The sequence below is a fragment of the Thalassotalea agariperforans genome, assembly GCF_053470345.1.
Genome location: NZ_JBQMWH010000001.1, coordinates 45049 through 70759 on the forward strand (window position 1 = coordinate 45049; position 25711 = coordinate 70759).

The 25711-nt window shown below is 38.3% G+C and carries 29 protein-coding genes; 13 read left to right on the forward strand and 16 right to left on the reverse strand.

Features of this window, described 5'->3' with window-relative positions; genetic code table 11:
• Positions 1–18: 18 nt before the first annotated feature.
• Both ACSLUO_RS00305 and ACSLUO_RS00310 read left to right on the forward strand, forming a co-directional pair.
• Positions 19–1626 carry an NAD(P)/FAD-dependent oxidoreductase gene (locus tag ACSLUO_RS00305; protein ID WP_448245319.1) on the forward strand — a complete coding sequence of 536 codons (1608 nt, stop codon included), beginning with the start codon at positions 19–21 and terminating at the stop codon, positions 1624–1626.
• A 35-nt stretch (positions 1627–1661) separates the two neighbouring features.
• Complete coding sequence (locus ACSLUO_RS00310) at positions 1662–2087, forward strand: potassium channel family protein (protein ID WP_448246141.1); 426 nt, start codon at positions 1662–1664, stop codon at positions 2085–2087.
• An 89-nt stretch (positions 2088–2176) separates the two neighbouring features.
• Here ACSLUO_RS00310 and ACSLUO_RS00315 read toward each other — a convergent pair whose 3' ends face one another.
• From ACSLUO_RS00315 to ACSLUO_RS00330, 4 genes are all read right to left on the reverse strand, one after another.
• Positions 2177–2668: a hypothetical protein gene (locus ACSLUO_RS00315; RefSeq protein ID WP_448245320.1), complete on the reverse strand. Its 492-nt coding sequence runs from the start codon at positions 2666–2668 to the stop codon at positions 2177–2179.
• 333 nt (positions 2669–3001) lie between these two features.
• Positions 3002–4018 (reverse strand): S41 family peptidase, encoded by a 1017-nt coding sequence (locus tag ACSLUO_RS00320; RefSeq protein WP_448245321.1) that lies wholly within the window; start codon positions 4016–4018, stop codon positions 3002–3004.
• Positions 4008–4457 (reverse strand): hypothetical protein, encoded by a 450-nt coding sequence (locus ACSLUO_RS00325; protein WP_448246143.1) that lies wholly within the window; start codon positions 4455–4457, stop codon positions 4008–4010. Before ACSLUO_RS00325 ends, ACSLUO_RS00320 begins: the two co-directional genes overlap by 11 nt.
• Before the next feature lie 37 nt (positions 4458–4494).
• Positions 4495–4953: a helix-turn-helix domain-containing protein gene (locus ACSLUO_RS00330; RefSeq protein ID WP_448245322.1), complete on the reverse strand. Its 459-nt coding sequence runs from the start codon at positions 4951–4953 to the stop codon at positions 4495–4497.
• Positions 4954–5029: 76 nt separating this feature from the next.
• Here ACSLUO_RS00330 and ACSLUO_RS00335 point away from each other — a divergent pair, with 76 nt between their 5' ends.
• Positions 5030–5521: a DUF2938 domain-containing protein gene (locus ACSLUO_RS00335; RefSeq protein ID WP_448245323.1), complete on the forward strand. Its 492-nt coding sequence runs from the start codon at positions 5030–5032 to the stop codon at positions 5519–5521.
• 155 nt (positions 5522–5676) lie between these two features.
• Here ACSLUO_RS00335 and ACSLUO_RS00340 read toward each other — a convergent pair whose 3' ends face one another.
• The 3 genes from ACSLUO_RS00340 to argR form a co-directional block, all read right to left on the reverse strand.
• Positions 5677–6705 carry a Kiwa anti-phage protein KwaB-like domain-containing protein gene (locus ACSLUO_RS00340; RefSeq protein WP_448245324.1) on the reverse strand — a complete coding sequence of 343 codons (1029 nt, stop codon included), beginning with the start codon at positions 6703–6705 and terminating at the stop codon, positions 5677–5679.
• Positions 6706–6707: 2 nt separating this feature from the next.
• A complete protein-coding gene (locus ACSLUO_RS00345; RefSeq protein WP_448245325.1) occupies positions 6708–7334 on the reverse strand; it encodes a KwaA family protein in 627 nt (208 codons plus the stop codon).
• A gap of 440 nt (positions 7335–7774) precedes the next feature.
• Positions 7775–8248 (reverse strand): transcriptional regulator ArgR, encoded by a 474-nt coding sequence (argR, locus tag ACSLUO_RS00350; protein ID WP_448245326.1) that lies wholly within the window; start codon positions 8246–8248, stop codon positions 7775–7777.
• A gap of 184 nt (positions 8249–8432) precedes the next feature.
• On the opposite strand from argR, the gene mdh reads away from it, so the two are divergent.
• Entirely contained in the window at positions 8433–9368 is a 936-nt protein-coding gene (gene mdh, locus ACSLUO_RS00355; protein ID WP_448245327.1) for a malate dehydrogenase, read from the forward strand.
• Positions 9369–9557: 189 nt separating this feature from the next.
• Here mdh and ACSLUO_RS00360 read toward each other — a convergent pair whose 3' ends face one another.
• A complete protein-coding gene (locus tag ACSLUO_RS00360; protein WP_448245328.1) occupies positions 9558–10124 on the reverse strand; it encodes a paraquat-inducible protein A in 567 nt (188 codons plus the stop codon).
• 12 nt (positions 10125–10136) lie between these two features.
• Positions 10137–11108 (reverse strand): octaprenyl diphosphate synthase, encoded by a 972-nt coding sequence (gene ispB / locus ACSLUO_RS00365; RefSeq protein WP_448245329.1) that lies wholly within the window; start codon positions 11106–11108, stop codon positions 10137–10139.
• Between the two features lie 233 nt (positions 11109–11341).
• Here ispB and rplU point away from each other — a divergent pair, with 233 nt between their 5' ends.
• From rplU to panP, 9 genes are all read left to right on the forward strand, one after another.
• Positions 11342–11653, forward strand: coding sequence for a 50S ribosomal protein L21 (gene rplU / locus ACSLUO_RS00370; protein ID WP_448245330.1), 312 nt, complete (start codon positions 11342–11344; stop codon positions 11651–11653).
• Positions 11654–11669: 16 nt separating this feature from the next.
• Positions 11670–11927: a 50S ribosomal protein L27 gene (rpmA, locus tag ACSLUO_RS00375; RefSeq protein ID WP_448245331.1), complete on the forward strand. Its 258-nt coding sequence runs from the start codon at positions 11670–11672 to the stop codon at positions 11925–11927.
• A 219-nt stretch (positions 11928–12146) separates the two neighbouring features.
• Positions 12147–13307, forward strand: a complete 1161-nt coding sequence (gene cgtA, locus ACSLUO_RS00380; protein WP_448245332.1) for an Obg family GTPase CgtA — start codon at positions 12147–12149, stop codon at positions 13305–13307.
• Positions 13308–13413: 106 nt separating this feature from the next.
• Entirely contained in the window at positions 13414–14628 is a 1215-nt protein-coding gene (locus ACSLUO_RS00385; RefSeq protein ID WP_448245333.1) for a sugar efflux transporter, read from the forward strand.
• 25 nt (positions 14629–14653) lie between these two features.
• Positions 14654–15145: a type 3 dihydrofolate reductase gene (gene folA / locus ACSLUO_RS00390; RefSeq protein WP_448245334.1), complete on the forward strand. Its 492-nt coding sequence runs from the start codon at positions 14654–14656 to the stop codon at positions 15143–15145.
• Between the two features lie 89 nt (positions 15146–15234).
• A complete protein-coding gene (locus ACSLUO_RS00395) occupies positions 15235–16158 on the forward strand; it encodes an ABC transporter ATP-binding protein (RefSeq protein WP_448245335.1) in 924 nt (307 codons plus the stop codon).
• A gap of 7 nt (positions 16159–16165) precedes the next feature.
• Entirely contained in the window at positions 16166–16933 is a 768-nt protein-coding gene (locus ACSLUO_RS00400) for an ABC transporter permease (RefSeq protein WP_448246145.1), read from the forward strand.
• 20 nt (positions 16934–16953) lie between these two features.
• On the forward strand, positions 16954–17625 hold the full coding sequence (gene trmB / locus ACSLUO_RS00405) for a tRNA (guanine(46)-N(7))-methyltransferase TrmB (RefSeq protein ID WP_448246147.1): 672 nt from the start codon (positions 16954–16956) through the stop codon (positions 17623–17625).
• Positions 17626–17787: 162 nt separating this feature from the next.
• Positions 17788–19422, forward strand: coding sequence for a pyridoxal-dependent aspartate 1-decarboxylase PanP (gene panP / locus ACSLUO_RS00410; protein ID WP_448245336.1), 1635 nt, complete (start codon positions 17788–17790; stop codon positions 19420–19422).
• 161 nt (positions 19423–19583) lie between these two features.
• On the opposite strand, the gene panC is transcribed toward panP, so the two are convergent.
• The 7 genes from panC to sfsA form a co-directional block, all read right to left on the reverse strand.
• Entirely contained in the window at positions 19584–20432 is an 849-nt protein-coding gene (panC, locus tag ACSLUO_RS00415; protein WP_448245337.1) for a pantoate--beta-alanine ligase, read from the reverse strand.
• Between the two features lie 11 nt (positions 20433–20443).
• Positions 20444–21241: a 3-methyl-2-oxobutanoate hydroxymethyltransferase gene (gene panB, locus ACSLUO_RS00420; RefSeq protein WP_448245338.1), complete on the reverse strand. Its 798-nt coding sequence runs from the start codon at positions 21239–21241 to the stop codon at positions 20444–20446.
• Positions 21242–21282: 41 nt separating this feature from the next.
• A complete protein-coding gene (gene folK / locus ACSLUO_RS00425; RefSeq protein ID WP_448245339.1) occupies positions 21283–21795 on the reverse strand; it encodes a 2-amino-4-hydroxy-6-hydroxymethyldihydropteridine diphosphokinase in 513 nt (170 codons plus the stop codon).
• Positions 21795–23204 carry a polynucleotide adenylyltransferase PcnB gene (pcnB, locus tag ACSLUO_RS00430; protein ID WP_448245340.1) on the reverse strand — a complete coding sequence of 470 codons (1410 nt, stop codon included), beginning with the start codon at positions 23202–23204 and terminating at the stop codon, positions 21795–21797. The genes folK and pcnB overlap by 1 nt, the downstream gene beginning before the upstream one ends.
• Before the next feature lie 74 nt (positions 23205–23278).
• Complete coding sequence (gene gluQRS, locus ACSLUO_RS00435) at positions 23279–24190, reverse strand: tRNA glutamyl-Q(34) synthetase GluQRS (RefSeq protein ID WP_448245341.1); 912 nt, start codon at positions 24188–24190, stop codon at positions 23279–23281.
• Positions 24191–24205: 15 nt separating this feature from the next.
• Positions 24206–24646 carry an RNA polymerase-binding protein DksA gene (gene dksA / locus ACSLUO_RS00440; protein ID WP_448245342.1) on the reverse strand — a complete coding sequence of 147 codons (441 nt, stop codon included), beginning with the start codon at positions 24644–24646 and terminating at the stop codon, positions 24206–24208.
• 289 nt (positions 24647–24935) lie between these two features.
• The gene (gene sfsA, locus ACSLUO_RS00445; RefSeq protein ID WP_448245343.1) at positions 24936–25646 is read right to left on the reverse strand and encodes a DNA/RNA nuclease SfsA; all 711 of its coding nucleotides are present in this window, start codon (positions 25644–25646) and stop codon (positions 24936–24938) included.
• Between the last annotated feature and the right edge of the window lie 65 nt (positions 25647–25711).

The following is a 25711-nucleotide window of genomic DNA, read 5'->3' on the forward strand; positions in this document are numbered from 1 at the left end:
CATAATAGGCACGCCAAGATGATTCGTTTATCAAATATAAAATTACCGCTTGATCACACCGAGCAAGATCTTGCTAATGCACTGATTTCAACGCTTGAAATTACCGCAGAGCAATTAATTGCCTTTAATGTTTTTCGTCGTGGTATTGATGCGCGTAATAAGAAAAAAATTATGTTGATGTACACGGTTGATATTACGACAGAAATTGATGATGAATTACTGGTTAAATTTAAAGATTTACAATCATTAAAACCAACGCCAGACATGACTTACAAATTTGTTGCCAAAGCACCAGAAAATTTAACTGACCGCCCTGTAGTGGTAGGTTTTGGCCCTTGTGGGTTGTTTATTGGTTTAGTGCTGGCGCAAATGGGCTATCGACCGATTATTTTAGACCGTGGTAAAGAAGTGCGTGAAAGAACCAAAGACACTTTTGGCTTTTGGCGTAAAAAAGAACTTAATACCGAATCGAATGTTCAGTTTGGTGAAGGTGGTGCAGGTACGTTTTCTGACGGAAAATTATATACCCAAGTAAAAGATCCACATTTTCATAGCCGCAAAGTATTAACGGAATTTGTTGAAGCTGGCGCACCCGAAGAAATACTATTTATCAGCAAACCGCATATTGGTACCTTTAAGTTAGTGACCATGGTTGAAAAAATGCGCGCTAAAATTATTGCGTTAGGGGGCGAAATTCGTTTTAGTACCCGTGTTGATGATTTATTGCTTGAAGAAGGTAAAGTCACCGGCTTAACCTTATCTAACGGTGAAACCATTAAAACAAGTCATGTTGCCTTAGCGATCGGTCATAGCGCCCGCGATACCTTTAAAATGGTGTACGAAAAAGGCGTGTATGTTGAAGCCAAACCATTTTCAGTAGGTTTTAGAATTGAACATAAACAATCTCTAATTGATGATGCCCTGTATGGCCCAAGTGCTGGCCATCCTATTCTTGGCGCGGCGGATTATAAATTAGTACACCATTGTCAAAGTGGCAGAACCGTTTACAGTTTTTGTATGTGCCCAGGTGGAACTGTCGTAGCTGCGGCTTCGGAAGAAAAACGCGTGGTTACCAATGGCATGAGCCAATATTCACGTAATGAAATGAATGCCAATAGTGCGATAGTTGTAGGTATTGACCCTAGTGATTACCCAGGCGGGCCATTAGCGGGAATTGAATTTCAACGTCAACTTGAAAGCCATGCTTATACTTTAGGTGGTGAAACGTATGATGCACCGGCACAATTGGTGGGAGATTTCTTAAAAGGGCAATCATCTGCTCAGTTAGGTGTGGTAGAGCCCTCGTATAAACCAGGTATTAAATTAACTGACTTATCATCAGCATTACCAGATTTTTGTATTGAAGCTATTAAAGAAGCCTTACCTGCTTTTAATAAAAAAATTAAAGGCTTTGCCTTACCAGAAGCGACTTTAACGGGGGTTGAAACTCGAACTTCTTCGCCTATTCAAATTAAACGAGGTAAAGATTATCACAGTGTTAACACCCGAGGTTTATTCCCAGCTGGCGAAGGGGCAGGTTATGCTGGCGGTATTATGTCGGCAGCTATTGACGGTATTAAAGTAGCCGAAGCCATGGCGCTAAGTATTAATGAGCAGGTTAATTAACGTTTATTACATAGGTATAGAGTGTTTTTCTGATGATGTTTTGGGTTTTTATCATAAACAGTTTAATTGTAGCCTCGGTTGTAATTATTCATTATGAGTGCATTTACCGCATGGTTATTTATTTACCCAAAATGAAAGTAAAACACCGATATCGCATTGTTATTGGTGTTTTTGCTGCTTTAATTGCCCATGTTATAGAAATTTGGCTTTTTGCTTTAGCCTATTATGCGAAGAATTTGTCAGAAGGCTGGGGCGAGCTGTCAGGAAATTTTGATGGCAGCTTGATGGACTGCGTATATTTCTCGTTTACTGTTTATACAACCGTCGGCTTTGGTGATATTGTGCCAAATGGTTATGTAAAGTACTTAACCGGTATTGAATCACTAACCGGTTTGGTACTTATTACTTGGACAGCATCATTTTTATATTTTGAAATGCAAAGGCATTGGCAGAGCAAGTAAGGTGCATGGTAAGCGTTGATGTTTGAACATTTAAATTTCAAAACACTCTCCGTGAATGCTAGCGCCCATAAGGGGCTAGTAATAGCTTGTTATGCGTATTTACCCATGAACTTTAAAAGCGCATACCTTAAATACAAAATTGATAAACCAAGTCCAAATAAAATGGCGATTAATCTTAAATCCACACCAACTTTAAGAACTGAGATTTGAGGAATAACCGGAAGTACATATACTACAGCTTCGTCGTAATAGTAAGTAATCTCATTAAATGGCATTTTAATATTTAATGGTAAATAAAAGCCGATAAATGATGATTCATATAAATATTCGTCAACCTCATAGGTATAATTAACTGCTTGCCAAGTATCTATGGAACTCGCATTCTTTACTAATGGTTCAGTATATCCATACTGGAACCAGCCATTATAATATTTAGTTGTATTCGTTGAGTAATCATTTATTTTAGCTTTTGTAGGGTGCCAGTAATGAGTACTTAAGCCCAATATAAAAACGATAAAACCTATAAAAAGAAGAATATAACCGATCCATTGCATTTTCTTTAACATATAGCGAGCTTCCATTGTACGCATAACACCTAGGGTCTGTTTATCTTTGTTTAATAATTCAGCTGAGAGATAAAGTCGTTTTAATCAAGGCTGAAATTATGTCGTTTAGTCATCTAAACCAATAATTTTAACGCCCAGTAAAGCAATTTTAGCCTCAGCCCACAGGGCAATGACTATTTTGTGCACTAGCGTCATTGAATTTCACTGATTTGGAATAACCAAACAGCGTTCATTCCGCTTTGCTATCACTTAAAATATAAATAAAGATCCACAGCCCCTAATTAACAGGCAAAAAAATTGGCTAAAATTAGCTACGCAGAAATAAAAACAAGCTGTTTTTGTCCTGCTTTAACGACTAGTTAGCTGTTGTTGACTTGTCAGCCAATGAACAGCTGCATCAATTACTTTATCTTGTGGTACTGATTCATCAACATCAACAACACCACCGTACAGATTTTTACTTTTATCTGCCATTATGGAAGTCGTTAAATTTAACCGACTACCATCACTAAGAACAAAGCTTTTATTCGAAGTTGATTGACCGCAGGTATTAGTACCAAATACTTTAACATTCTCACGTTTTTTAAATGAAATTAAAGTAGCTTCACCTGAACTAGCTACATTTTTGCTACTCAGAACAGCAATTTTGGGGGTTGGGTTAAGTAGTTTATAAGGAGAACTAACAGCAACAACAGGGTTTCCATTTATCACAGAAGCCCCATTTTGGTAACCCCAGCTACTTTCATTTTCATCGATAAAATACCCATAGGTACCATTACCAAGTAATGGTCCTATACCTGCAATCATTGGCCACATGTTTCCGCCACTGTTCCATCTAAGGTCAACAATCCAGCCAAGTAGGTTTTTGTTATCTTGTTCCGCTATTTTTCGATGCAAAGCGAAGGAAAATATCTCTTTCTCCCAAGGATCATGTGAAGAAAATCCGTTAACTCTGATATAGCCGATGTTATTTAAATTAGGCACTAAGTTATTAATGGCTTCGCCACATTTCAAATCACTGTAATAAGCGGCTAACTTTCCATCCGGCGTACTTAACGATGTATGGTTCGTTTGTAAAAGCTTCAGCGCTAACTTAATGGCAGGATACGTTTCGTTAATACTTTTAGCGTTTTTGGATAACTCTTTCACTTTAAAAGCTAAGGCTTCCATATCTACACTATTTTTAGTTATTGCATTTTTCTTTATTAAATTTAAAACTTCTTCAACATATAACTGTGGAGTGTTAGGTGGTTGATTCAGCTCATTTGATTTAACGTTATGAGCCATGAAAACACAAATTAAAAGAATATAAGTGAATTTATTGATGGGAGCCTCCAAATTCCGTTTAAGTAGCTTATTTGGCATATTTTACACTTAACTTTGACCAACTTTGGTAAGTGCCAATGGAATATAACATACCGATGCTTAAACATATTGTTGAACTGACTAGCCAAAACACTAGGCTATTTTCAGGTAACATAGGCATTAAGAAAACGAATGAAACTCCACGTAAAATATAAATAGAAGAAATAATAACTAAGGCGATTCGAATTAGGGGGAGCTTAGCTATAATTCCGGCACCTGAAAGTCCGTATAGAGACCAAATAGAAAGTATTAATACAATTACCGACGTCACAATTGTTGGGTAGGCGTCGCCAGCTTCAGCCATTAACGCCATTTCTTCACCTGCACCGAAAAAACGATACCAATCACCACCGAATACAATACACCCTACATGAGCTAAGGCGGCAAACGCGCTGAATAAAGCCCCGAACATCAGAGGTTTATTAATCCTTGAATTTATCACAATACTTACATCCTGTATTTGCTTAACGCTACGCTCACCGGCTTGTTCGGTGCAACGTTTTGTTAGATTTCTTTTGTTTTACTAGTTTGTTTGAAGCTTCACCTTTAATCGCACCATTTGCCGCTAGTTTCATTAATCGACGGAACCTTGGGCACTCCAAATGATTAGGGGCTTTACAAGCAGCGGCATGTTGAAGGCCATCACGCATCGCCACCAACTTTTGAATAGTATAATCTAACTCACTTGCTTTTCTAAGCAACAAACCCCGATCAATAATAGGTTGCTCTTCAGAGCCTAATATATCTGCAATTTCCTCCAACGAAAACCCAGCAACGCGACCCAATGCAATCAACTCTAGTCGCTCTAGTACTCCTTCTGAAAAAACTCGGCGTATACCATGTCTCCCAACGGATCTGATTAACCCTTTTTCCTCATAAAAACGCAGCGTTGAGGCAGGAACTCCCGATTTTTTAGCAACCTTAGAAATATCCATAAAACCCTTGACTTAAAGTTAACTTGAGGTTGTAAACTAGCACAGCATTAGAATCAAAACCAGAAATGGAGTAATCATGGATAACATAGTTTTTGTAATATTAATTGGAATTGGAGCAACTGCAATAATGGACTTATGGTCTTTGCTCAGAAAACACTTACTGAGCATTCCTCCAACCAATTGGGGGATGGTTGGGCGCTGGATAGCTTACATGGGGCAAGGGAAGTTTCGCCACGTCGCTATTGCAGAATCAAGCGCTATTCGTGGAGAGCAATTACTCGGATGGACGGCCCATTATTTAATAGGTATTGGATACGCAGCATTATTAGTCATTATTTGGGGGAGCGCATGGGTCAATAACCCTTCGATCGGGCCAGCTTTCATATTAGGCATTGCCACAGTCGTTGCTCCTTTTTTTATCTTGCAACCAGGAATGGGGGCCGGTATTGCTGCATCCCGAACACCTAACCCCAACTCAGTAAGAATACATAGTATTATTAATCATACGGTATTTGGCGTTGGCCTTTATCTATCTGCCGTAACCGTAAAATTTATTAGCTTGATATAAATAAATAGCTCAATAACGAAAGTACAAGAGTTAGGAACATAATTCATTTTAATACCATTAGCTTGAAGAAATTGTTCCGTTTCTAACTTTAATTTAACCAGATTTATATAAACCTTAAGTAGCTATAACACCTTGTTATACGTGTTTTCACCCGTCTACTCAGTTACTTCAAGAGCCACTAATTCTCCATCTACATCAAACATAACACCATCAACAACCGTTTTTACACGCTTATTTTGCAATAATGTTAAAAGTTCTTTCACATAGTCTTTATTATCTTCTACTAGAATTTTACCTGTATTATCGAACTTTATTTTCCAATTTCCTGCATCGTCTGCAACAGTCTTTAATTTAGTTAACCAAATATCGTTCGTGTAATAACCTTTTTCGTGAACTGAGGCTAGCTGTCTCATTAAATGTTTATCATTACCAATAACTGTTGTTAATGTATCGCTAGAAGTTGCGACCATTGCTGAACTGGCACATAAGGCTGTAATGGCTTCTGTTTTCTTTTCTTTTAACCTTTCATGATAATTCATTGCTACTTCAAACTGCTTTATATCCGCTATAAACATATCATCTTTAAATTGGATAAAATCAATGTAAGGAGTTATTTGAAAGCGAGGATCATTATCAATAGACACGATGAGTTCATTGTTTATAGGAGCAAAACTTAAGAATTTACCCGAGGTCTTATTAACAGACCATGAGCCGCTTATATATCTGAAAGCGAATAGGCTTTGTTCAGGTTCACCAAAAGTTAGCTGTATGACATAAGCGTTATAATCATTTAACTCAGATTGATCTAAAACATAGGGAATATTCCCTGTTGTTACTAACTCTTCCATTTGAGAAAAGTCTGTTGCAGCTTTTTCTACATGAAAAAATCTATTATCTTGATTGGTATTAATTGTACGTAGTTCACAGATGTGCTCATTACCAGCAATACATTCAGTAGCATAACTTTTAAAGCTTTGTTTATGCTCATTTTCTACTTTTAACCTTTTAACACCAAGAAAACGCTTTTCTTTATTTTTAGTACTAATTTTAGCGACATAGATATTTATAACAGCATCTTCTAAATCTAAGCCTTGTAATGCTTCTAATTTTCGATCTAATGATGCTTGATCTAATTGATTTTGCGCTGCTTGCACAGCAACAGGCTGAGCTTCTAAATTTTCCATGTCTAATCCTTACTCCGTATAATTTTTTTGGGGAATATAAAGTGAATTCCAGCTGTTTCTTTTACTTCAATACTTTCATTGGAAACTTCAACAGTTCCTAAACAAAGTACATTTTCTTCATAAGTAGATGTTCTTCCAACTTCTTTGTATTTGATTTTATATAGCCTTATACCCATTAATAAAAACATAGGGTTTAAAAGAGAGATCTGCTCTTTATGAACGAAAGAGAATATAAAAATCAAAAAAACTAAAAGTGAAATGATTGTTTGAATACTTTCATAATTGAAAGCAAATAAACCTATTAAAAAAGGTAACGTATAGTTAAGCATATCTCCCCGAACCTGAGAAACTGCGTTAATTTTTATCGGGGTTCCGCCTTCTTGATGTGTTAGTAATGAACGGATTAGGCGAGCGACAATTAAACTTGCAAATGAAGAAATAAAAAATAAAACCAAAGCGTACCAACTTACTTGAACGCCCCATGATAAAATACCAAACTTTAAACCTGATGTTTTATCTGAAATATCTCTAATAAGCAGAATCAAGAATAAAGGGTAATATGCCGACAAGAATATTAAGGCTTCAACCCAAAGAGATGGAGCCATTTCCTTTGGCTTATGATTAATCATTTATTCATCCTATATTTAAATTGACACTTAGGCTAACACACGCATCAAGCTTGTTTACACGTATAACAGCCTATCATACGCGTAAAAGCCATTTTTTAAACAAGCTATCACCCGACTATTTTTTTAATTAACCGGCTAAAACTTACTGATATAGTCCTATAATATCAAGTAATTAATTACTCTAATAAAAATGTACTTGAGAAAATAAGGTTGAATAAAGGTTTCTTCGGTGAAGGTGAACAAATTAGCTGAAAATGCTTTATTTCAACTATATCTCAGGAAAAGTATCAATCTAGGCTCTAGCCATTTTTATATCAATATCAATGGCTGCTTTAAATTCAACACAGCCGTTGATATCAATTTGTTAAGTGCCTAGCGGGGGGTAATATTTTTTAGGTGAAATTTAATGCCACTAACCTGAAACGGCCTGTTACCTAACCTTAAGATAAATTCTTTAAAAATAAGCGTTCTAAACGTTTGATGGTTTTATCAATCGCTTTAACATCGCTTGGGGCAATAAAAATGGTATCGTCACCAGCAATGGTACCTAATACACCGTCACTTTTACTTAAACTATCTAATAAACGGGCAATGAGTTGCGCTGCGCCTGGGCTAGTTTTAATGATGATCATTACGTCGTTGTGTTCTATATCAATCACTAATTGCGCTAGTGGGCTGGTTGCTGTTGGTACACCTAATTCAGCGGGCAAACAGTAAACCATTTCTTGGCGGGCGTTGCGGGTTCTTACTGCACCGTATTTACTTAGCATGCGAGAAACTTTCGACTGACTAATGTTTTCATAACCTTCGGCTTTTAAGGCTTCAACAATATCGCCTTGCGAGCCAAATTGTTCTTGTTTTAGTAGGTCTTTAAAGGTTTGAATGAGTGCTTCTTGTTTTTGCTGTGCTGCCATGTAATTACTTTTTTTATTTGTTTTAAAACAATATTGCGCTAATGATATCGAAAAACGTAAATTTTATCTCTAAATAACTAACATGTCTTTTCGATATAAACTAATATTATTTGTCTTTTAACCTTCTATGCATTAAGGTTTCGACACAAATATTTACGTAATTACTCAAATTTCGGAGACACCAATGAAAGTAGCAGTTTTAGGCGCAGCTGGCGGTATCGGCCAAGCATTATCTTTACTATTAAAAACTCAGTTACCTGCAGGTTCTGAATTATCACTTTACGATGTTGCACCAGTTGTTCCAGGTGTTGCTGTTGACTTAAGCCATATCCCAACTGCTGTTAAAGTTGAAGGTTTTGGTGCTGATGCGTTAGATCAAGCATTAAGCGGCGCTGATATTGTATTAATTCCAGCGGGTATGCCACGTAAGCCAGGTATGGATCGTTCTGATTTATTTGCTGTTAACGCAGGTATCATCAAAACATTAGCTGAAGGTATTGTTAGAAGCTGTCCAAAAGCATTAGTGGGTATTATTACTAACCCAGTAAACGGTACTGTGCCAATTGTTGCTGAAGTATTTAAAGCAGCGGGTACTTACGACAAAAACCGTGTATTCGGTATTACTACTTTAGATGTTATCCGTAGTGAAGCATTTGTTGCTGAATTAAAAGGCTTAAATGTTGCTGATGTGAAAGTACCAGTTATTGGTGGTCACTCAGGTACAACTATTTTACCTCTTCTTTCACAAGTTGAAGGTGTTACTTTCTCTGAAGAAGAAGTTGCAGCGTTAACACCACGCATTCAAAATGCAGGTACTGAAGTTGTAAATGCTAAAGCGGGTGGCGGTTCAGCTACTTTGTCTATGGGTGCTGCTGCAGCGCGTTTTTGTATGTCTTTAGTTAAAGGCTTACAAGGTGAAGAAGTTGTTGATTACGCATACGTAGAAAGCGATGCTGGTGAAGCTCCTTATTTTGCTCACCCTGTTCGTTTAGGTAAAGACGGTTTAGTTGAAATTTTATCTTACGGTGCATTAAGTGCATTTGAAGAAAAAGCGAAAAACGATATGTTAGCTACATTAAATAGCGACATTCAAGAAGGTGTTGATTTCATCAACGGTTAATCTTTCGATTAGCCTTCTTGCTAAAAAGCCAAATCGTAATGATTTGGCTTTTTTTATACCCGCATACAAGCTAAAAGCTTCAAGCATCAAGCTTCAAGCTTCAAGCTTCAAGCTTTAAGCTTTAAGCTTCAAGTAAGTAACTGAGTTTGTGAGTTTAGTGTTTTGCTTCCAGCTTCCAGCTTTCCGCTTTTAGCTTTCAGCTTTACGCAAAGCACTCTGGCTCAGTTGTGTCCCAAGTATTGAAATAATGCAATAAGCGGCAAAATAATAAAAACCTACCCCTACGTTCGAGAGTGTTTCACTACTTATAACAACATCGAGTTTAAAGGCAAAAAGGTTCAGTTGTTGGTGACTGGCGGTTTCTGCATGATTGGTAGATAACACGGCTAAAAATATCGCCACGATAAAAACATCTGCCATCGACCATTTGCCAATAATGCTAATAAAATCGACGATGCGTTTAGCCAGTTGTTGATTTTTAATAAAATAAGCAACGGTGATCAACGTGGTTTTTAATAGCGGAATTGCAATTGAAAAAGCAAAAATTAATACCGCGACAACAATGCGTTCATCTTGCCAAAGCTCGTTAATGGTACCTAATAACGACAATTCTTTATTCACAATGTCTGAGCTTAAACTGGTGGCACTTACTTTAGCAGTAACGTCCATGGCTAAATTAAAAATAGGTAAGGTAATGCCAGGAATAAATAAACCTATTGCTAGCAGGTTTAATAAAAAACCAAGATGTTTTTTCATCAATAAATAACCTTAAATACTTCGATTAGCGGCAATATGCGCAAGTGCAACCAGAGCTGCTTTGTGGTCATTGTCAGGTAAAAAGCTTAATGCTTGAATGGCTTTGTCTGCTTCTTCTTCCGCTTTTGCTTGTGTGTACTCAATAGAGCCGGTTTCTTTCATGGCCGTTAAAATAGCGTCGAGGTTATCCATACCGGTACAATTTTCAATGGCGTCACGAATAAGCGCTTTTTGTTCATCACTACCGTGATGCATCGCATAAAGTAGCGGTAATGTCGGTTTGCCTTCGGCTAAATCATCACCAACATTTTTACCCATGCCTTTAGCGTCAGCGGTGTAATCCATAATGTCATCAACTAACTGAAAAGCTGTACCTAAATGTTTGCCGTAGTTTTGCATGGCCGTTTCAATTTCAGCTGATTGGTTTGAAACCACGGCCGCTAAGCGTGTTGCTGCTTCAAATAATTTAGCGGTTTTACAATAAATAACTTCTAAGTAACTTTCTTCGGTAGTGTCAGGATCATTACAATTCATTAATTGTAGTACTTCACCTTCAGCAACAATGTTGGTGCAATCAGAAAGGATCTTCATGATCTTCATTTGATCCAATGCCACCATCATTTGAAATGAACGGGTATATAAAAAATCACCTACTAATACGCTGGCGCTATTGCCAAATATGGCGTTGGCGGTTTCTCTACCTCGGCGCATGTTTGATTCGTCAACCACATCATCATGTAATAAAGTGGCGGTATGAATGAATTCGATGATCGCGGCAACGCTAATATGATCCTTGCCTTGATAATTTAATGCACGAGCTGCTAGCACCGTTAACATAGGGCGCATGCGCTTACCACCGGCGTTAACTATGTAAACACCTAATTGGTTAATAAGAGCAACATCAGATTGGATCTGATCGTAGATAAGCTGGTTTACGGCGTTCATATCTTGTTGAGCAAGATCTTGTATTTCTTTAATTTCCATAGTGGCTATGGTGTTCCCGAAGATTATTTTCTAATTAAATTGCGCTAAAGTTTACACGAAAACTGCTAACTTTGAACCGCTTAGCGCGCGCATTCTTAAATAAGTTAAAAAAACAGCTAAAAAAGAGAGAAATGATCGTTTTACTACTTGCCCTTAAGCAACTCTTCAAGTAGAATTCGCGCCCTATATTTTTAAATTTGCGTCAAACATACATGACGCCGTACGGAGTAGCTATGTACGCTGTATTCCAAAGTGGTGGTAAACAACACCGCGTAACTGAAGGTCAAACTGTTCGTTTAGAAAAAATCGAATTAGAAGTTGGCGCATCAGTAGATTTCGAAAACGTTTTAATGATCGCTGACGGCGAAGAGATCAATGTAGGCGCGCCTTACATTGCTGGCGGTAAAGTTACCGCTGAAGTAGTTTCTCAAGGCCGTGCAGACAAAGTTAAAATTGTTAAATTCAAACGTCGTAAGCATTCACGCAAGCAAGCGGGCCATCGTCAATGGTTCACTGAAGTGAAGATTACTGGTATTAACGGCTAATTAGGAGCGATTCAAAATGGCACATAAGAAAGCTGCAGGTAGTACACGTAACGGTCGTGATTCAGAAGCGAAACGCCTAGGTGTTAAACGTTTTGGTGGTCAAGAAGTTTTAGCTGGTAACATCATTGTTCGTCAACGTGGTACTAAATTCCACGCGGGTACTAACATGGGTATCGGTAAAGACCATACTTTATTCGCTTTAACCGACGGTAAAGTACAATTCGAAGTTAAAGGTCCAAAAAACCGTAAGTTCGTAAGTATCGTTGCTGAATAAGTTTAGTAATTGTTTGAAAAACCCCGCAATTATGCGGGGTTTTTTTTTAACTATTCATTATGTTTAGTGTGTGATTGATTTTGCTTTCAAGGGCTTAATGGCAATTGATTAATTTTCACTGAGTGATAATTAACTTGCTAGAAAGATAATTGAAAACTTTTCGCTAAGATCACATATAATAAGCGAGTGAATTGTTATGTTGGAGTTTGGTAAAACACCATGAAATTTGTAGATGAAGTAGAAATTAGGGTTGAAGCTGGTGACGGCGGCAACGGCATCGTTAGTTTTCGTAAAGAAAAGTACATTGAATTCGGTGGACCTAATGGCGGCGATGGCGGCGATGGCGGTGACGTTTATTTGATCGCGGATGAAAGTTTGAATACTTTGATAGACTATCGCTTTGAACGATTTCATCGAGCAAAACGTGGTGAAAACGGCGGTTCGCGTGACTGTACCGGTAAAGGTGCCGATGATTTATTGTTAAAAGTACCTGTTGGTACACGTGCCATTGATGTTGACACGGGTGAACAAATTGGCGATTTAACGAAAAAAAATCAAAAGCTAATGGTGGCTAAAGGCGGCTGGCATGGTTTAGGTAACTCGCGTTTTAAAAGTAGTACTAACCGCGCACCAAGACAAAAAACCAATGGCACACCAGGTGAAATTCGTAACTTACGTTTAGAATTATTATTGTTGGCTGATGTTGGTTTATTAGGTTTACCGAACGCTGGTAAATCAACCCTTATCCGTAGTGTTTCTGCGGCTAAGCCAAAAGTTGCAGATTATCCATTTACGACTTTAGTACCTAATTTAGGTGTTGTGCGTTTAAATTCAGAGCGTAGTTTTGTCATTGCCGATATTCCTGGCCTGATTGAAGGTGCCGCTGACGGTGCTGGCTTAGGCATGAAGTTTTTACGCCACTTAGAACGTTGTCGTATCTTATTGCATATTATTGATGTGTTGCCTGCGGATGAGTCTGATCCGGCAGAAAATGCCCTGACGATTATTAAAGAGCTAGAGCAGCATTCAGAAAAACTGATCAATAAACCACGCTGGATTGTATTTAACAAACTTGATTTGTTATTAGAAGATGAAGCGCAAGCGGTGATTGATAAAGTGGTTGCAGCGCTTGATTATAAAGATCGCGTTTTTAGAATTTCGGCCTTTAATAAACAAGGTACAGAAGAGCTATGTAATGAAGTAATGAACTTTATTGAAGCACTACCGCCGGAAGAAGAAGTTGAAACACCGGAAGAACAAGCGGTTGAATTTAAGTGGGATACTTACCATCAAGATGCGATGGAAGAAGTTGACGACTTACTTGATGACGATGATTGGGATGAAGACGACTACGATGTAGAAGTTGAATATCGCAGATAATCTTTATCAATAGATTACGAAAAGGTGCTTGAGTGGTTAAACCGCTTAAGCGCCTTTTTTAATTTTATTTATACGACTTTATTTTTACTTCTCATACTGTGTAACCATGAAAAAAACCTCAACAGCCTCATTATTTATTAGCTTAAGTGTCTTAACCGGCTTGGTGAGTGCTTTTGTTAGCCCGTTAATGAGCTATTTCTTAGTCGATTTTTTACAAACACCGCCTATGTATATTGGTGTTTATATGACGGCAGTGACGTTATCTGGTTTAGTGTTAAGTCAATGGTTTGGTGCTAAAGCGGATAAGGGGACAAGTGCCCGAACCTTATACCTGATTGCAACCGCGGCAATTATTACCGCACTGCTTGTTTTCATGAATACCTCATCATTTGTTTTAGTTTTGCTGACCGGTGTTATTTTTATGGGCATAGGTAATGCAAATATGCCGCAAATGTTAACTATTAGTCGGCAATGGGCAGGGCAGAACAAGGTTGATATTGCTAAATTTAATGGCAAGGTGCGTGCTGGTATTTCGTTTGCTTGGATGATTGGCCCACCCATTGGCTTTGTTATTGTTGCAAGCTTTGGTTTTATTGGTAGTTTTTCATTAGCGATTGCTTTTGCTTTGTTGGGCATGCTTTTTGTTATTTTTTATGTTCCAGAAACATCAGTTAAACCAACCGATAAACCGTGTGATAAATTAACCAAAACACCTTGGTCTTTTTGGTTATTGGCTTTAGCTATTGTGATGGGTTCTACCGGTAATACCATGTATTCGTCGGCTTTACCTTTATATGTTTTACATGAACTGGCTTTACCGAGTTATGTTCCCGGGGTTTTAATGGGCTTAGTCGCTTGCTTAGAAATCCCAATTATGCTGTTTGGTAGCCGGTTGACTAAAGTTATTTCAGCTAAAAATTTAATGCTGATCGCTTTTGTTTTTGCGATTATTTTTTATTTGGGGATTTTTAATGCCACGCATTTATGGCAATTTATCGCCTTACAATGTATTAATGCGATTTTTTATGGCTTTTATGCGGGTGTAGGTTTAACTTTCTTGCAGGAAGAACTCACTGACCGAGTGGGTTTTACTTCGGCCGTATATTCTAACGCGATAAAAATTGGCTTGATGTTTGGTACTACAGGCACAGGTATTATTGCGCAATTTGCGAGTTTTCAATACGCTAATTTAGGTGCAGCGATGGCCGCCTTTGTTGGTATTATTTGCATGCTGTTGTTTAGTGTTTTAAAAAAGCGTGAAGCTAAACAACAAGCAAATTCTCAGCTTTTACCATCAGCGCCAATAGGTGCTAACGGCTAATAACATAAATAAGAAGAACGATATTATGACTATTCTTTCGATGATTGTAGCGCACGCCAATAACCGTATTATTGGTAAAGATAATGATATGCCTTGGCACTTGCCGGCAGATTTAGCCTACTTTAAAAAAACAACCTTAGGTAAGCCGGTGATCATGGGGCGAAAAACCTATGAGTCAATTGGTCGGCCACTACCCGGTAGACAAAATATTGTGATTTCTCGTGATGAAAATTACCAAGCAGCGGGGATTGACGTTGTTAGTTCTGTTGAACAAGCATTAGCGAAAGCCGGTGATGTTGAAGAAATTATGGTGATTGGTGGTGGCGCTATTTATGCTCATTGTTTACCGGCAGCGCAGCGTTTATACGTTACTCATATAGACGCATCAATTGACGGAGATACTCAATTTCCGGCTTATGATACAGAAAATAACTGGCAAAAAATTAGCAGCGAACAATATCTTGCTGACGACAAAAATGCTTACAACTTAGATTTTTGTGTTTATCAGCGAACTTAACTAAATCATGATGTTTGAATGGTTAATTTTACTTGAATTAACCACTTTTACCCGCATATCTATAGCTCGTTCAAATAAAGGTTTACTTCATGCACCCAGCATTAGAAATTAGCGCGTTAACCAAAACCTACAAAGGTGGTTTACAAGCCTTAAAAGGCATTAATTTAACTGTACAGCAAGGTGATTTTTTTGCTTTGTTAGGGCCTAATGGCGCCGGTAAATCCACGACTATCGGAGTTATTACCTCGTTAGTAAATAAAAGCGCAGGTACGGTGAAAGTGCATGGTTATAGTATTGATGATGACCTTGAAGCAGCTAAAAGCTTCATTGGTTTAGTGCCACAAGAATTTAACTTTAATCAGTTTGAAAGTTTAACCCGTATTCTAGTGAATCAAGCCGGTTATTATGGTGTTGATCGTAAACTTGCACATGAACGTGCTGAAAAGTATATGAAAAAACTGGATTTGTGGGATAAACGCAATGCGCCGTCACGTAACCTTTCTGGTGGTATGAAGCGTCGTTTGATGATTGCGCGTGCTTTAATGCATGAGCCTCAAATGCTTATTTTAGATGAACCTACTGCGGGTGTAGATATTGAGCTAAGACGCTCGATGTGGGAATTTTTACGCGAATTAAATCAGCAAGGCATTACCATTATTCTAACTACCCATTATTTAGAAGAAGCGGAAATGTTATGTCGTAATATCGCCATTATTGATGACGGCCTGATTGTTGAAAACACTAGCATGAAAAAATTGTTAGCTCAGTTAGATGTTGAAACCTTTGTTTTTGATTTAGCGGTTGGTAGTAATGCCCCTAAACTCACTGACTTTAGTTATCGACAACTTGATGATCACACCGTTGAAGTGGATATTAATAAATCGCAAAGTTTGAACCAAATATTTGCTCAGTTTACCGACCAAGCGATCAATGTATTAAGTATGCGAAATAAAACCAATCGTTTAGAAGAACTGTTTGTGCGTTTAGTGAATCCAACCGAAGGAGATAAATAAGATGTCTATGGCTCGTAACTCCATCGCGTTAAAAAGTATTCTTTATAAAGAAACCCATCGTTTTATGCGCATTTGGGTACAAACCTTAGTGCCACCAGCCATCACTATTAGTTTATATTTTGTGATTTTTGGTGAGTTAATTGGCTCTCGCATTGGCGAAATGGGCGGCTTTGATTATATGTCGTTTATTGTGCCAGGTTTGATCATGATGAGTGTTATTACTAACTCGTATGCTAACGTAGCGTCGTCATTTTTCAGCGCTAAGTGGCAGCGTAACGTGGAAGAAATGTTAGTAGCACCTGTGCCTAACTGGGTGATTGTTGCAGGCTATGTTGGCGGTGGTATGGCGCGCGGCATTTTAGTTGGCTTGATCGTTACCTTAATTTCGTTATTTTTTACCGATATTCAAGTGCATAATATTTGGGTGATTATTATTACAGTTAGTTTAACTTCAGCAACCTTCGCTTTAGGCGGTTTAATAAATGCTATTTTTGCTGGTAGTTTTGACGATATTTCGATTATTCCAACCTTTGTGTTAACACCTTTAACTTATTTAGGTGGTGTGTTTTATTCTATTTCATTATTACCTGAATTTTGGCAAGGGGTTTCTCAAATCAATCCTATTGTTTATATGGTGAATGCTTTTAGATATGGCTTTTTAGGAATAAGCGATGTTAATTTAACCGTTGCTTTTAGTGTTTTAGGTGTTTTTATTGTTACCTTATTTACTATCGCCATGACGTTGATCACCAAAGGTATAGGATTAAGAAGTTAATCATGAATGAACATAGTTCAATGCCGGTAGGTGACTCAAAAGCCATTGTGACGAATCAAGATGGTATTAATGACAAGTTGCTTGAAATAGTGAATAAACACTTACAGCATACCTTTCAAAAACCGGTACAAGCACATACCCAACAAGCTTTTGATGAAGTAAATGCTTTGGTACAAAACTTTACTGGCGATATTATTTTAGATGCTTGTTGTGGCGTTGGGCAAAGTACGCGTTTGTTAGCAAAGCAAAACCCTGATGCCTTAGTGATCGGGGTTGATAAATCAGCTAATCGTTTAGAGCGTAATGTTGAAGAACATTTTTCTGTTGATTTAACTGGGGTGGAAAATTATCGCTTGATCCGTGCTGACTTGAATGATTTTTATCGTTTAGTTAAAGCGGCAAATTGGCCAGTTAAACAGCACTTTATTTTGTACCCAAATCCTTGGCCAAAAGCTAAACATATTCAACGCCGCTGGCATGGTAGCGCGGTATTTCCACAAATTATTACCACTGGTCAGCGGATTGAACTACGCAGCAATTGGCGGTTATATTTAGAAGAGTTTTTAGCGTCTAGTGAAGTTGCTGGCCGAACCGGAAAAATTAGCCAATTAACGGTAACCCAACCATTAACTCCATTTGAAGCTAAGTTTACCGCTAGCCAACAAATTTGCTGGCAGTTAATTATTGAATAAGGCATAACTTAGGCTTTTTTCGATAATAATCCTGCTTTTTTATGTATTTTTCTGATTTTTTACTCAATAATACAAGACATTCAGTTAAATTTTTATTACAGTGCCGCTACAAAATTTTTGGCCAGTTAACTTGTTGAGAGCAGGTGATTTACGTGACTAACAATGACGAAATCTAAGCGTAAAGCCCAGGCTTCGCAAGAGTCTTTGCATCGAATATTTACCATTCCAGAAGCGCCTAATTCTACGTTAGGGCGAATTGAACGCGAAATTTCTCAAAATTTAGCGGGCTTTTTGGGCGAGCATATTGCGGCGACTGACAAAGCGTTAACGGATATTGAAAAAGATTTTGAAAGCTCGTTAATTCCTGATCAGCCAACCTTTGTTTCTGATCATATGAGCCACTTGTTAGATAAAGTGGTGGCGCAATCTGTACATACCTCAAGCCCAAGTTTTATTGGTCATATGACCTCAGCTTTACCTTATTTTATTTTACCGCTGTCGAAGTTGATGGTGGGCTTGAATCAAAACTTGGTAAAAATAGAAACATCAAAAGCTTTTACGCCACTTGAACGACAAGTATTAGGCATGATGCACCGTTTGGTTTATCAAAATAGTGATGACTTTTACCAAGCGTGGATGCACAGCGCCAATCATTCGTTAGGAGCATTTTGCTCTGGTGGTACTATCGCCAATATTTCTGCGTTATGGGTGGCACGAAATAATCTCTTAAAACCCGACGGCGATTTTAAAGGGGTAGCACGAGAAGGCTTATTCAAAGCATTAAAACATTATGGTTATGAAGACTTAGCCATTTTAGTGTCGGATCGTGGTCATTATTCATTGAAAAAATCGGCGGATGTTTTAGGCATAGGGCAAGACAATGTTATTGCTATTCCAACCGATGAAAACAATAAAATAGATTGCCAAAAACTGCGAGAAAAATGCCAAGAGCTACAAGCAAACAATGTTTGTATTTTAAGTATTATTGGTGTTGCCGGTACCACGGAAACCGGTAATGTTGACCCTTTAGTAGAGCTTGCCAGTATAGCTAAAACCTTCAATGCGCATTTTCATGTTGATGCCGCTTGGGGTGGCGCGACGTTGTTATCGAATAAATATCGTCACCTATTAGCGGGTGTTGAATTAGCCGACTCTGTGACCATAGATGCCCATAAACAAATGTATGTACCAATGGGCGCAGGTTTAGTGGTATTTAAAAACCCTGCTTCGGTAGCCGCCATTGAACATCATGCTGAATATATTCTTCGTAAAGGTTCAAAAGATTTAGGTAGTCATACCTTGGAAGGCTCTCGCCCAGGTATGGCGATGTTAGTTTATTCAAGTTTGCATATTATTAGCCGTGCCGGTTATGAAATGCTGATCAACCAAGGTATTGAACGGGCACAATATTTTGCTGATATTATTGACCAACATCCAGATTTTGAGTTGGTAACTAAACCGGAGCTGTGTTTATTAACCTATCGTTATGTTCCTAAAACATTACAAACGTTAATGGCGGTTGCTAACGAAGAAACGAACAATGCTATAAATGGCTTGTTAGATTTATTAACTAAATGGATCCAAAAGCGGCAACGTGAAAACGGTAAATCGTTTGTTTCTCGTACCCGTATTGAAGTGGCGAAATACGACGGTAGAAAAGTATTAGTTTTTCGTGTTGTGTTAGCTAATCCGCTTACTTCAAATGAAATTTTGCACGATATTCTTGCCGAGCAGTGCCAGTTAGCGCAAGAAAGCGAGCAATATCTGCCTCAGCTATTAGCTTTTAATCAACCTTAACGTTTTGTTAAAGTTATTAAGGTTCAAATAAAACGCTTAGGGCTTATGCTCTAAGCCTCAAACCTCAAACCTCAAAAACCAAATCTAGCGCTGAATATTTCATCTAGGTAAACCTTAAATTGAGAGCTTAGCAGTAGTTGTACGGATTGGTATTATTGCTCTTAACTTAAGGTCACTTGCAAATTATCAATTAACCGTGCTTTACCACAATGGGCGGCGGCTAAAATAACCAGTTGCTTATCGTCAGCAGTTGCCGGATTTAAGGTACGAGCATGACAAATATTAATGTAGTCGGTGATTAAACCTGCTTGGTTAATTTTGCCTGTTGCTTGCTTGATTAAGTCTTGATAGTCACTTGAGTGAGTTAATGTTTGAGCTAACCAACGCAAGGTTTTATTTAAGATAGGGGCCTGCGCTTTTTCTTCCGCCGTTAAATAATTATTACGCGAGCTTAATGCTAAACCACTTGCTTCTCGCACGGTAGCTACTGGAATAATCTTAATGGGCATCGACAAATCTTCAACCATGGTTTGAATTACTTGAACTTGCTGATAGTCTTTTAAGCCAAAACAAGCAACATCAGGCTGAACAAGGTTAAAGAGCTTACAAACCACCGTTGAAACGCCTCTGAAGTGGCCTGGACGACTCTCACCACAATATCCGTCAGAAACATTGGGTACTTCCACATAAGACTGTTTTTCTAGTCCTTTTGGATAAATAATTTCTGGCGTTGGGGTAAATAATAAATCCGTACCTTCGGCCATTAATTTTTGTTTGTCATCTGCCATGGTACGTGGGTAATTGTCGATATCTTCATTGGCACCAAACTGCATTGGATTAACAAAAATACTCGCGACGATTTTATCGGCGTGTTTTTTTGCTTCTGTGATCAAAGAAATATGGCCAGCATGTAAATTACCCATGGTTGGCACAAAACCTATGGTTAAACCTTGTTGACGCCAGCTGTTAATTTGGCTGCGTAATTGTTCTATTGAATCGACAGTGATCATAATTGCTTAACTTAATTAAAAGTGTGTTCTGGGCCAGGGAAATTACCCGCATTAACTTCACTGATATATAACTCAATGGCTTGTTTAATATCGCCGGTATCGACAATAAAATTACGAGAAAATTTCGGCATATAGTTAAAAGAAATACCTAACGCGTCATACATAACTAAAATTTGGCCGTCGGTGTCTTTACCTGCGCCAATACCGATAGTTGGAATGGTTAAGGCCTCAGTAATTGCTTTAGCTAAACCGGCAGGAATACATTCTAATACCAATAATTGAATACCCGCGGCTTCTAATTTTTTCGCTTCTTCGATCATCGCTTGCGCTTTGTCGTCTTCACGCCCTTGTACTTTAAAACCACCAAAAATATTTACTGACTGTGGGGTTAACCCCAAATGGCCACATACTGGAATTCCGCGCTCGGTTAAACCTGAAATGGTTTCGCATAACCAGCTACCACCTTCCATTTTTACCATACTAGCGCCGGCTTGCATTAACAGTGCTGCATTAGCAAAAGTTTGTTCTTTGCTAGCGTAACTCATAAAGGGCATATCGCTTAATACAAGTGTATTTTCAACACCACGGGCAACACAGCGAGTATGATAAGCCATATCTTCAATGGTAACCGGTAAGGTTGAGTCATGTCCTTGTAAAACCATACCAAGCGAGTCACCAATTAAAATCGCGTGAATACCTGCTTGGTCGAATAATTTTGCAAAGCTCGCATCGTAAGCGGTAATGGTAGATATTTTTTCACCATTATTTTTCATTGCTTGTAACGTTGATGTGGTTATTTTTTTAGCCATGATGGTTCTCGTGGTTTTTAATGCTAACGACGTTAATTAACCTAAGTATTAACAATGTCAGATAAGTTTATTGATTGTTTTATTGCTAAGCCATTGCGGGCAATATTCGTTGCCAATATCGTGATGTTCTCACCTGAGGGTAAGCTTAACTCTGGTGCAATTTCAGCGAGTGGTAATAAAACAAATTCGCGTTCTTTTAAGCCATAATGCGGCACAATTAATCGTTCAGAATTAATGATTTCTTGACCAAAAAGTAAAATGTCTAGGTCAAGCACTCGAGCCCCCCAGCGTTCATCTTTGCGTACTCGACCAGCGTCTAATTCAATTTTTTGTAAAGCATCTAATAATTCAAGCGCGGATAGTTCTGTGGTCAGTGCTAACACGGCATTAATATAATCCGGTTGGTCTTGTGGCCCCATTGGACGACTGCCATACAAAGAAGATACAGCGCTGATGTTTACTTGCGGAAGTTTAGCAATAGCGCGTATTGCTTGTATTAACTGTTGGCTTGGCGAGTCTAAATTACTGCCAAGGCCAATATAAACAAGAGTCATTATGTATCTGCCGAATTTTTAGCAACACGAGGCTTACGGCGTTTGCGAGTGCCACGACGCGGGCCTGGTTTTGTTGGCTGTTTTAACATTTGTTTTTGCGTTTCGGGGGCAACGTTTTGAAAGTCTTGCCACCATTTTGCTAATTCGGTTAATTCACCTTTTTCAATTTCACTACGTAATAATAAAAAGTCAAAACCCGCTCTGAATTTAGGGTGTTCAAAGGTTTTATATACTTTTTTCGCATCTTGAAATTTAAGACGATCTTGTAATATCCAAATATCTTTAATCACCAATTGAAAGCGCTTTGGAATAGCAATTGAGCGCTGTTGCTCAGACATTACTTGATTGTAACCGGCAAAAAAAGCATCTTGTGGTGTAAGCTGTTGTTTATCATTGACATAACGAATAGCCGCTTGCAATGGATACCATAACATGGCGGCAAATAAGAATGCCGGCGTTACGCGTTGCTCATTATTAATGCGTTTGTCGGTATTGGTTAACGCTAATAAAATAAATGCTTCTAAATGCGGGTTTAAATTGTTTTTTAACGCATGCTCGGTGGCAGGGAAAAAATATTCAAATAAACCGTAGCTGCGCAGTTGGTGAAAGTTTTCAACCGCTTTACCGGATAAAAACATTTTATTAAATTCTTCAAACATGCGCGCGGCAGGAATGTTCTCTAATAACGGCGCGAGTGTTTTGATCGGTTGCTCTGTTTCATCACTAATGTTCATGTTGAGTTTAGTGGCAAAACGGATCGCTCGTAACATCCGTACCGGATCTTCACGGTAACGGGTTTCTGGGTCGCCAATTAATTTAATTTGACGCGCTTCAATGTCAGCAATACCACCGGCAAAGTCGTGAATGGTAAAATCAATTGCTGAATAATATAGGGCGTTAATGGTGAAATCACGACGTTCAGCATCATCTTCAATGCTGCCATAAATATTATCGCGCAATAACATGCCATGTTCGCTTTGTTTAGACGTTTTTTGGCAAGCATCTTCTTCATGGTGACCGCGGAACGTTGCCACTTCGATAATTTCTCGGCCAAATAAAATATGGGCCAGACGAAAGCGACGACCTATTAATCGGCAGTTTCTAAATAGGTCTTTAATTTGTTCAGGGGTGGCATTTGTTGCTATGTCGAAGTCTTTTGGAGTTAACCCTAATAAAATATCACGGACACCACCACCTACTAAATAGGCTTTATAGCCGCCTTTGTTTAAGCGATATAAAACTTTTAAGGCATTAGGACTAATTTGCTGGCGGGACACGGGATGATCATTTCTGGTGATAATCTTTGCTTGAAAATCACTTGTTTTTGCCGCAGTTTTTTTATTCGATTTACCGATCAGTTTTTTACACAAATTAATCACGCTTTTAATAGTGAAGACCTTATTTTTCATACAACTCAATAATGGCGCAATAATAACCTAATGCAAGGAAAAAAAGAACGTTAAAGCATAATAAATGCGTGAATTTATAACATGATTTCAGCTTGTTTGGGCACTTGTTCAAAATTGAACGAGGTTTTTGCCCAAGTGATGATCTCTTCAACACTCGCTTGCGCTAAATCTGTTGGTGTTTTTTGTCCTAAAAAGGCTAAAGCAGCGATTAAAGCGGGCTGCGGATTTTTAATATCAAGAGCTGGCGCTTTGTTTTGTTTACTCAGCTTATAACCTTGCTCAGTAACAGCTAAAGGGATATGGCCAAAAGCAGGTGCTGGTTGTTTTAAGGTTTGAAAAAACGTGAGTTGCCGTGCGGTCGGTTCAAGTAAATCGCAACCACGTATTATATGGCTGATGTTTTGTTCGATATCATCAAGCACGACGGCGAGTTGATAAGCGAATAAACCATCTTTGCGCTTTAAAATAAAATCTTCTTTTGCCAGCAGGCTATCACATTGTACTTGTCCTTGAATAAGGTCGTGATAATGATCAATACCATATTGGTTTATTAATCGAATCGCTGCCTGTTCAAGAGTAGACGTTTGTGCGGCTAGGTTTAACGACCGACAATGGCCCTGATAAATGCCGCCATGTTGTTTAATTTGAGCGCGAGTGCATTGGCAGTGATACGTTAAGCCTTGATGGGCTAGATCTGCTAATACTGAGTTGTAGCGGTCAGTTTGCTGGCTTTGGTAAAGAACGTTTTCGTCCCAATGTAAACCAAATGCTTCAAGTGTTTTTAAGATTAAATTGGCCGCACCAGCTTGTTCTCGTGGAGGATCAATATCTTCAATACGTACTAACCAAAAACCATGGTGTTGTTTAGCATGGATAAAGCTTGCGAGGGCGGTGATCAGCGAGCCAAAATGTAAAGGCCCAGAAGGGGAAGGAGCAAAGCGACCGCGATAAACACTCGGTCGCTCAGGGCAGGTATCAACTAACATCGATGATAACGTTAATTAACCTGCTAATTGACGCTCTTTAATTTCGGCAAGCGTTTTACATTCAATGCAAAGATCGGCTGTAGGACGTGCTTCTAAACGACGAATGCCAATTTCAATACCACATGAAGTACAGAAGCCAAAATCGTCTTCTTCAATTAATTGTAAGGTTTTTTCAATTTTTTTGATTAATTTACGTTCACGGTCACGAGTACGTAATTCTAAACTGAACTCTTCTTCTTGCGCTGCGCGATCAACAGGATCAGGGAAGTTAGCAGCTTCATCTTGCATGTGAGTTACCGTACGGTCAACTTCTTCACGTAATTGAGTTCGCCACGCTTCAAGTATTTTTTTAAAATGCTCAAGTTGTGCTTCATTCATGTATTCTTCATTTGGCTTTTCTTGATATGGCTCAACGCCCGCTAAGGCAAGAATACCTAATGCTTTTTTGTGTGGCATGCTGTTTCTCCTAATGCTAAAAACTAAGTAATTTAGCTGTTAATTTTTCTATGTTTACTTAGCTGCAATTGCCAATAGTAAATAGACCTAGTTACAACGGGCTAGTATATTGTGCTGTTGTCTTGCGTTTTCAAGTGAAAACCGAATAAAAATTACGAATTGCTTATATGACAATAAGTTACCATAGCAATTATTTAACTTAAGTTATAAGCTAATATTTGCAAAAAAGCACTTTTAGCAAGTTTTTATAGGTTACGTCAACAAAAACCGTAAATTATTGTTGTGGTGTTTAAATAATGACCGGTAGCGCTTGTTCGATGTTAATTGAAAAAAGTCCGGCTGTTTGAATAAATTTAGCTTGATAAGCGAAAATTTCGACACCTGCTTGTTGCGCTTGCCTTAACAATTCAGCATATTTTTTATCGATATGCTCGGCAGGAGCGACAGTATTAATACCAGAATGTAAAACCGCAAATAATAAAACTGCTCGCTTGCCTTGTTGTTTTATGGTGATTAATTCTCGTAGATGCTTTTGGCCACGACTACTAACGGCATCAGGAAAATAACCTTGTTGTTCAAATAATAAGGTAACGCTTTTAACTTCTATATAAGTATTAACGGCAGCAGTGTCTGTCAGTAAAAAATCAATTTTGCTATTTTCTTCACCATACTTAACTTCTCGGGTTAAGTTTTGAAAGTGCGCTAGCGGTGAAATTTTTTTCGCTAATAAGGCTTCTTCAATTAACTGATTGGCTCGTATGGTGTTAACACAAATCATATCGCCGTTAGGTTTTTCTGTTATTTCCCAGCTCAATGGATATTTTCGTTTAAGGTTATTAGAGGTGCTATACCAAACTATATCACCTGCTTCAGCGCAACCGGTCATAGCGCCGGTATTAGCAACATGAATTGTGGTTGTTGTACCGTCAGCTAAAATAACATCGGCAAGAAAGCGTTTATAACGTTTGATTAAGATGGCTTTTTGTAAGGAAAAGTTCATGGCAAAGTAAAGTCTAATGTATTGTTAATATCTTACTTGACTGACTGTTGTTAGCAAGCGGAGAC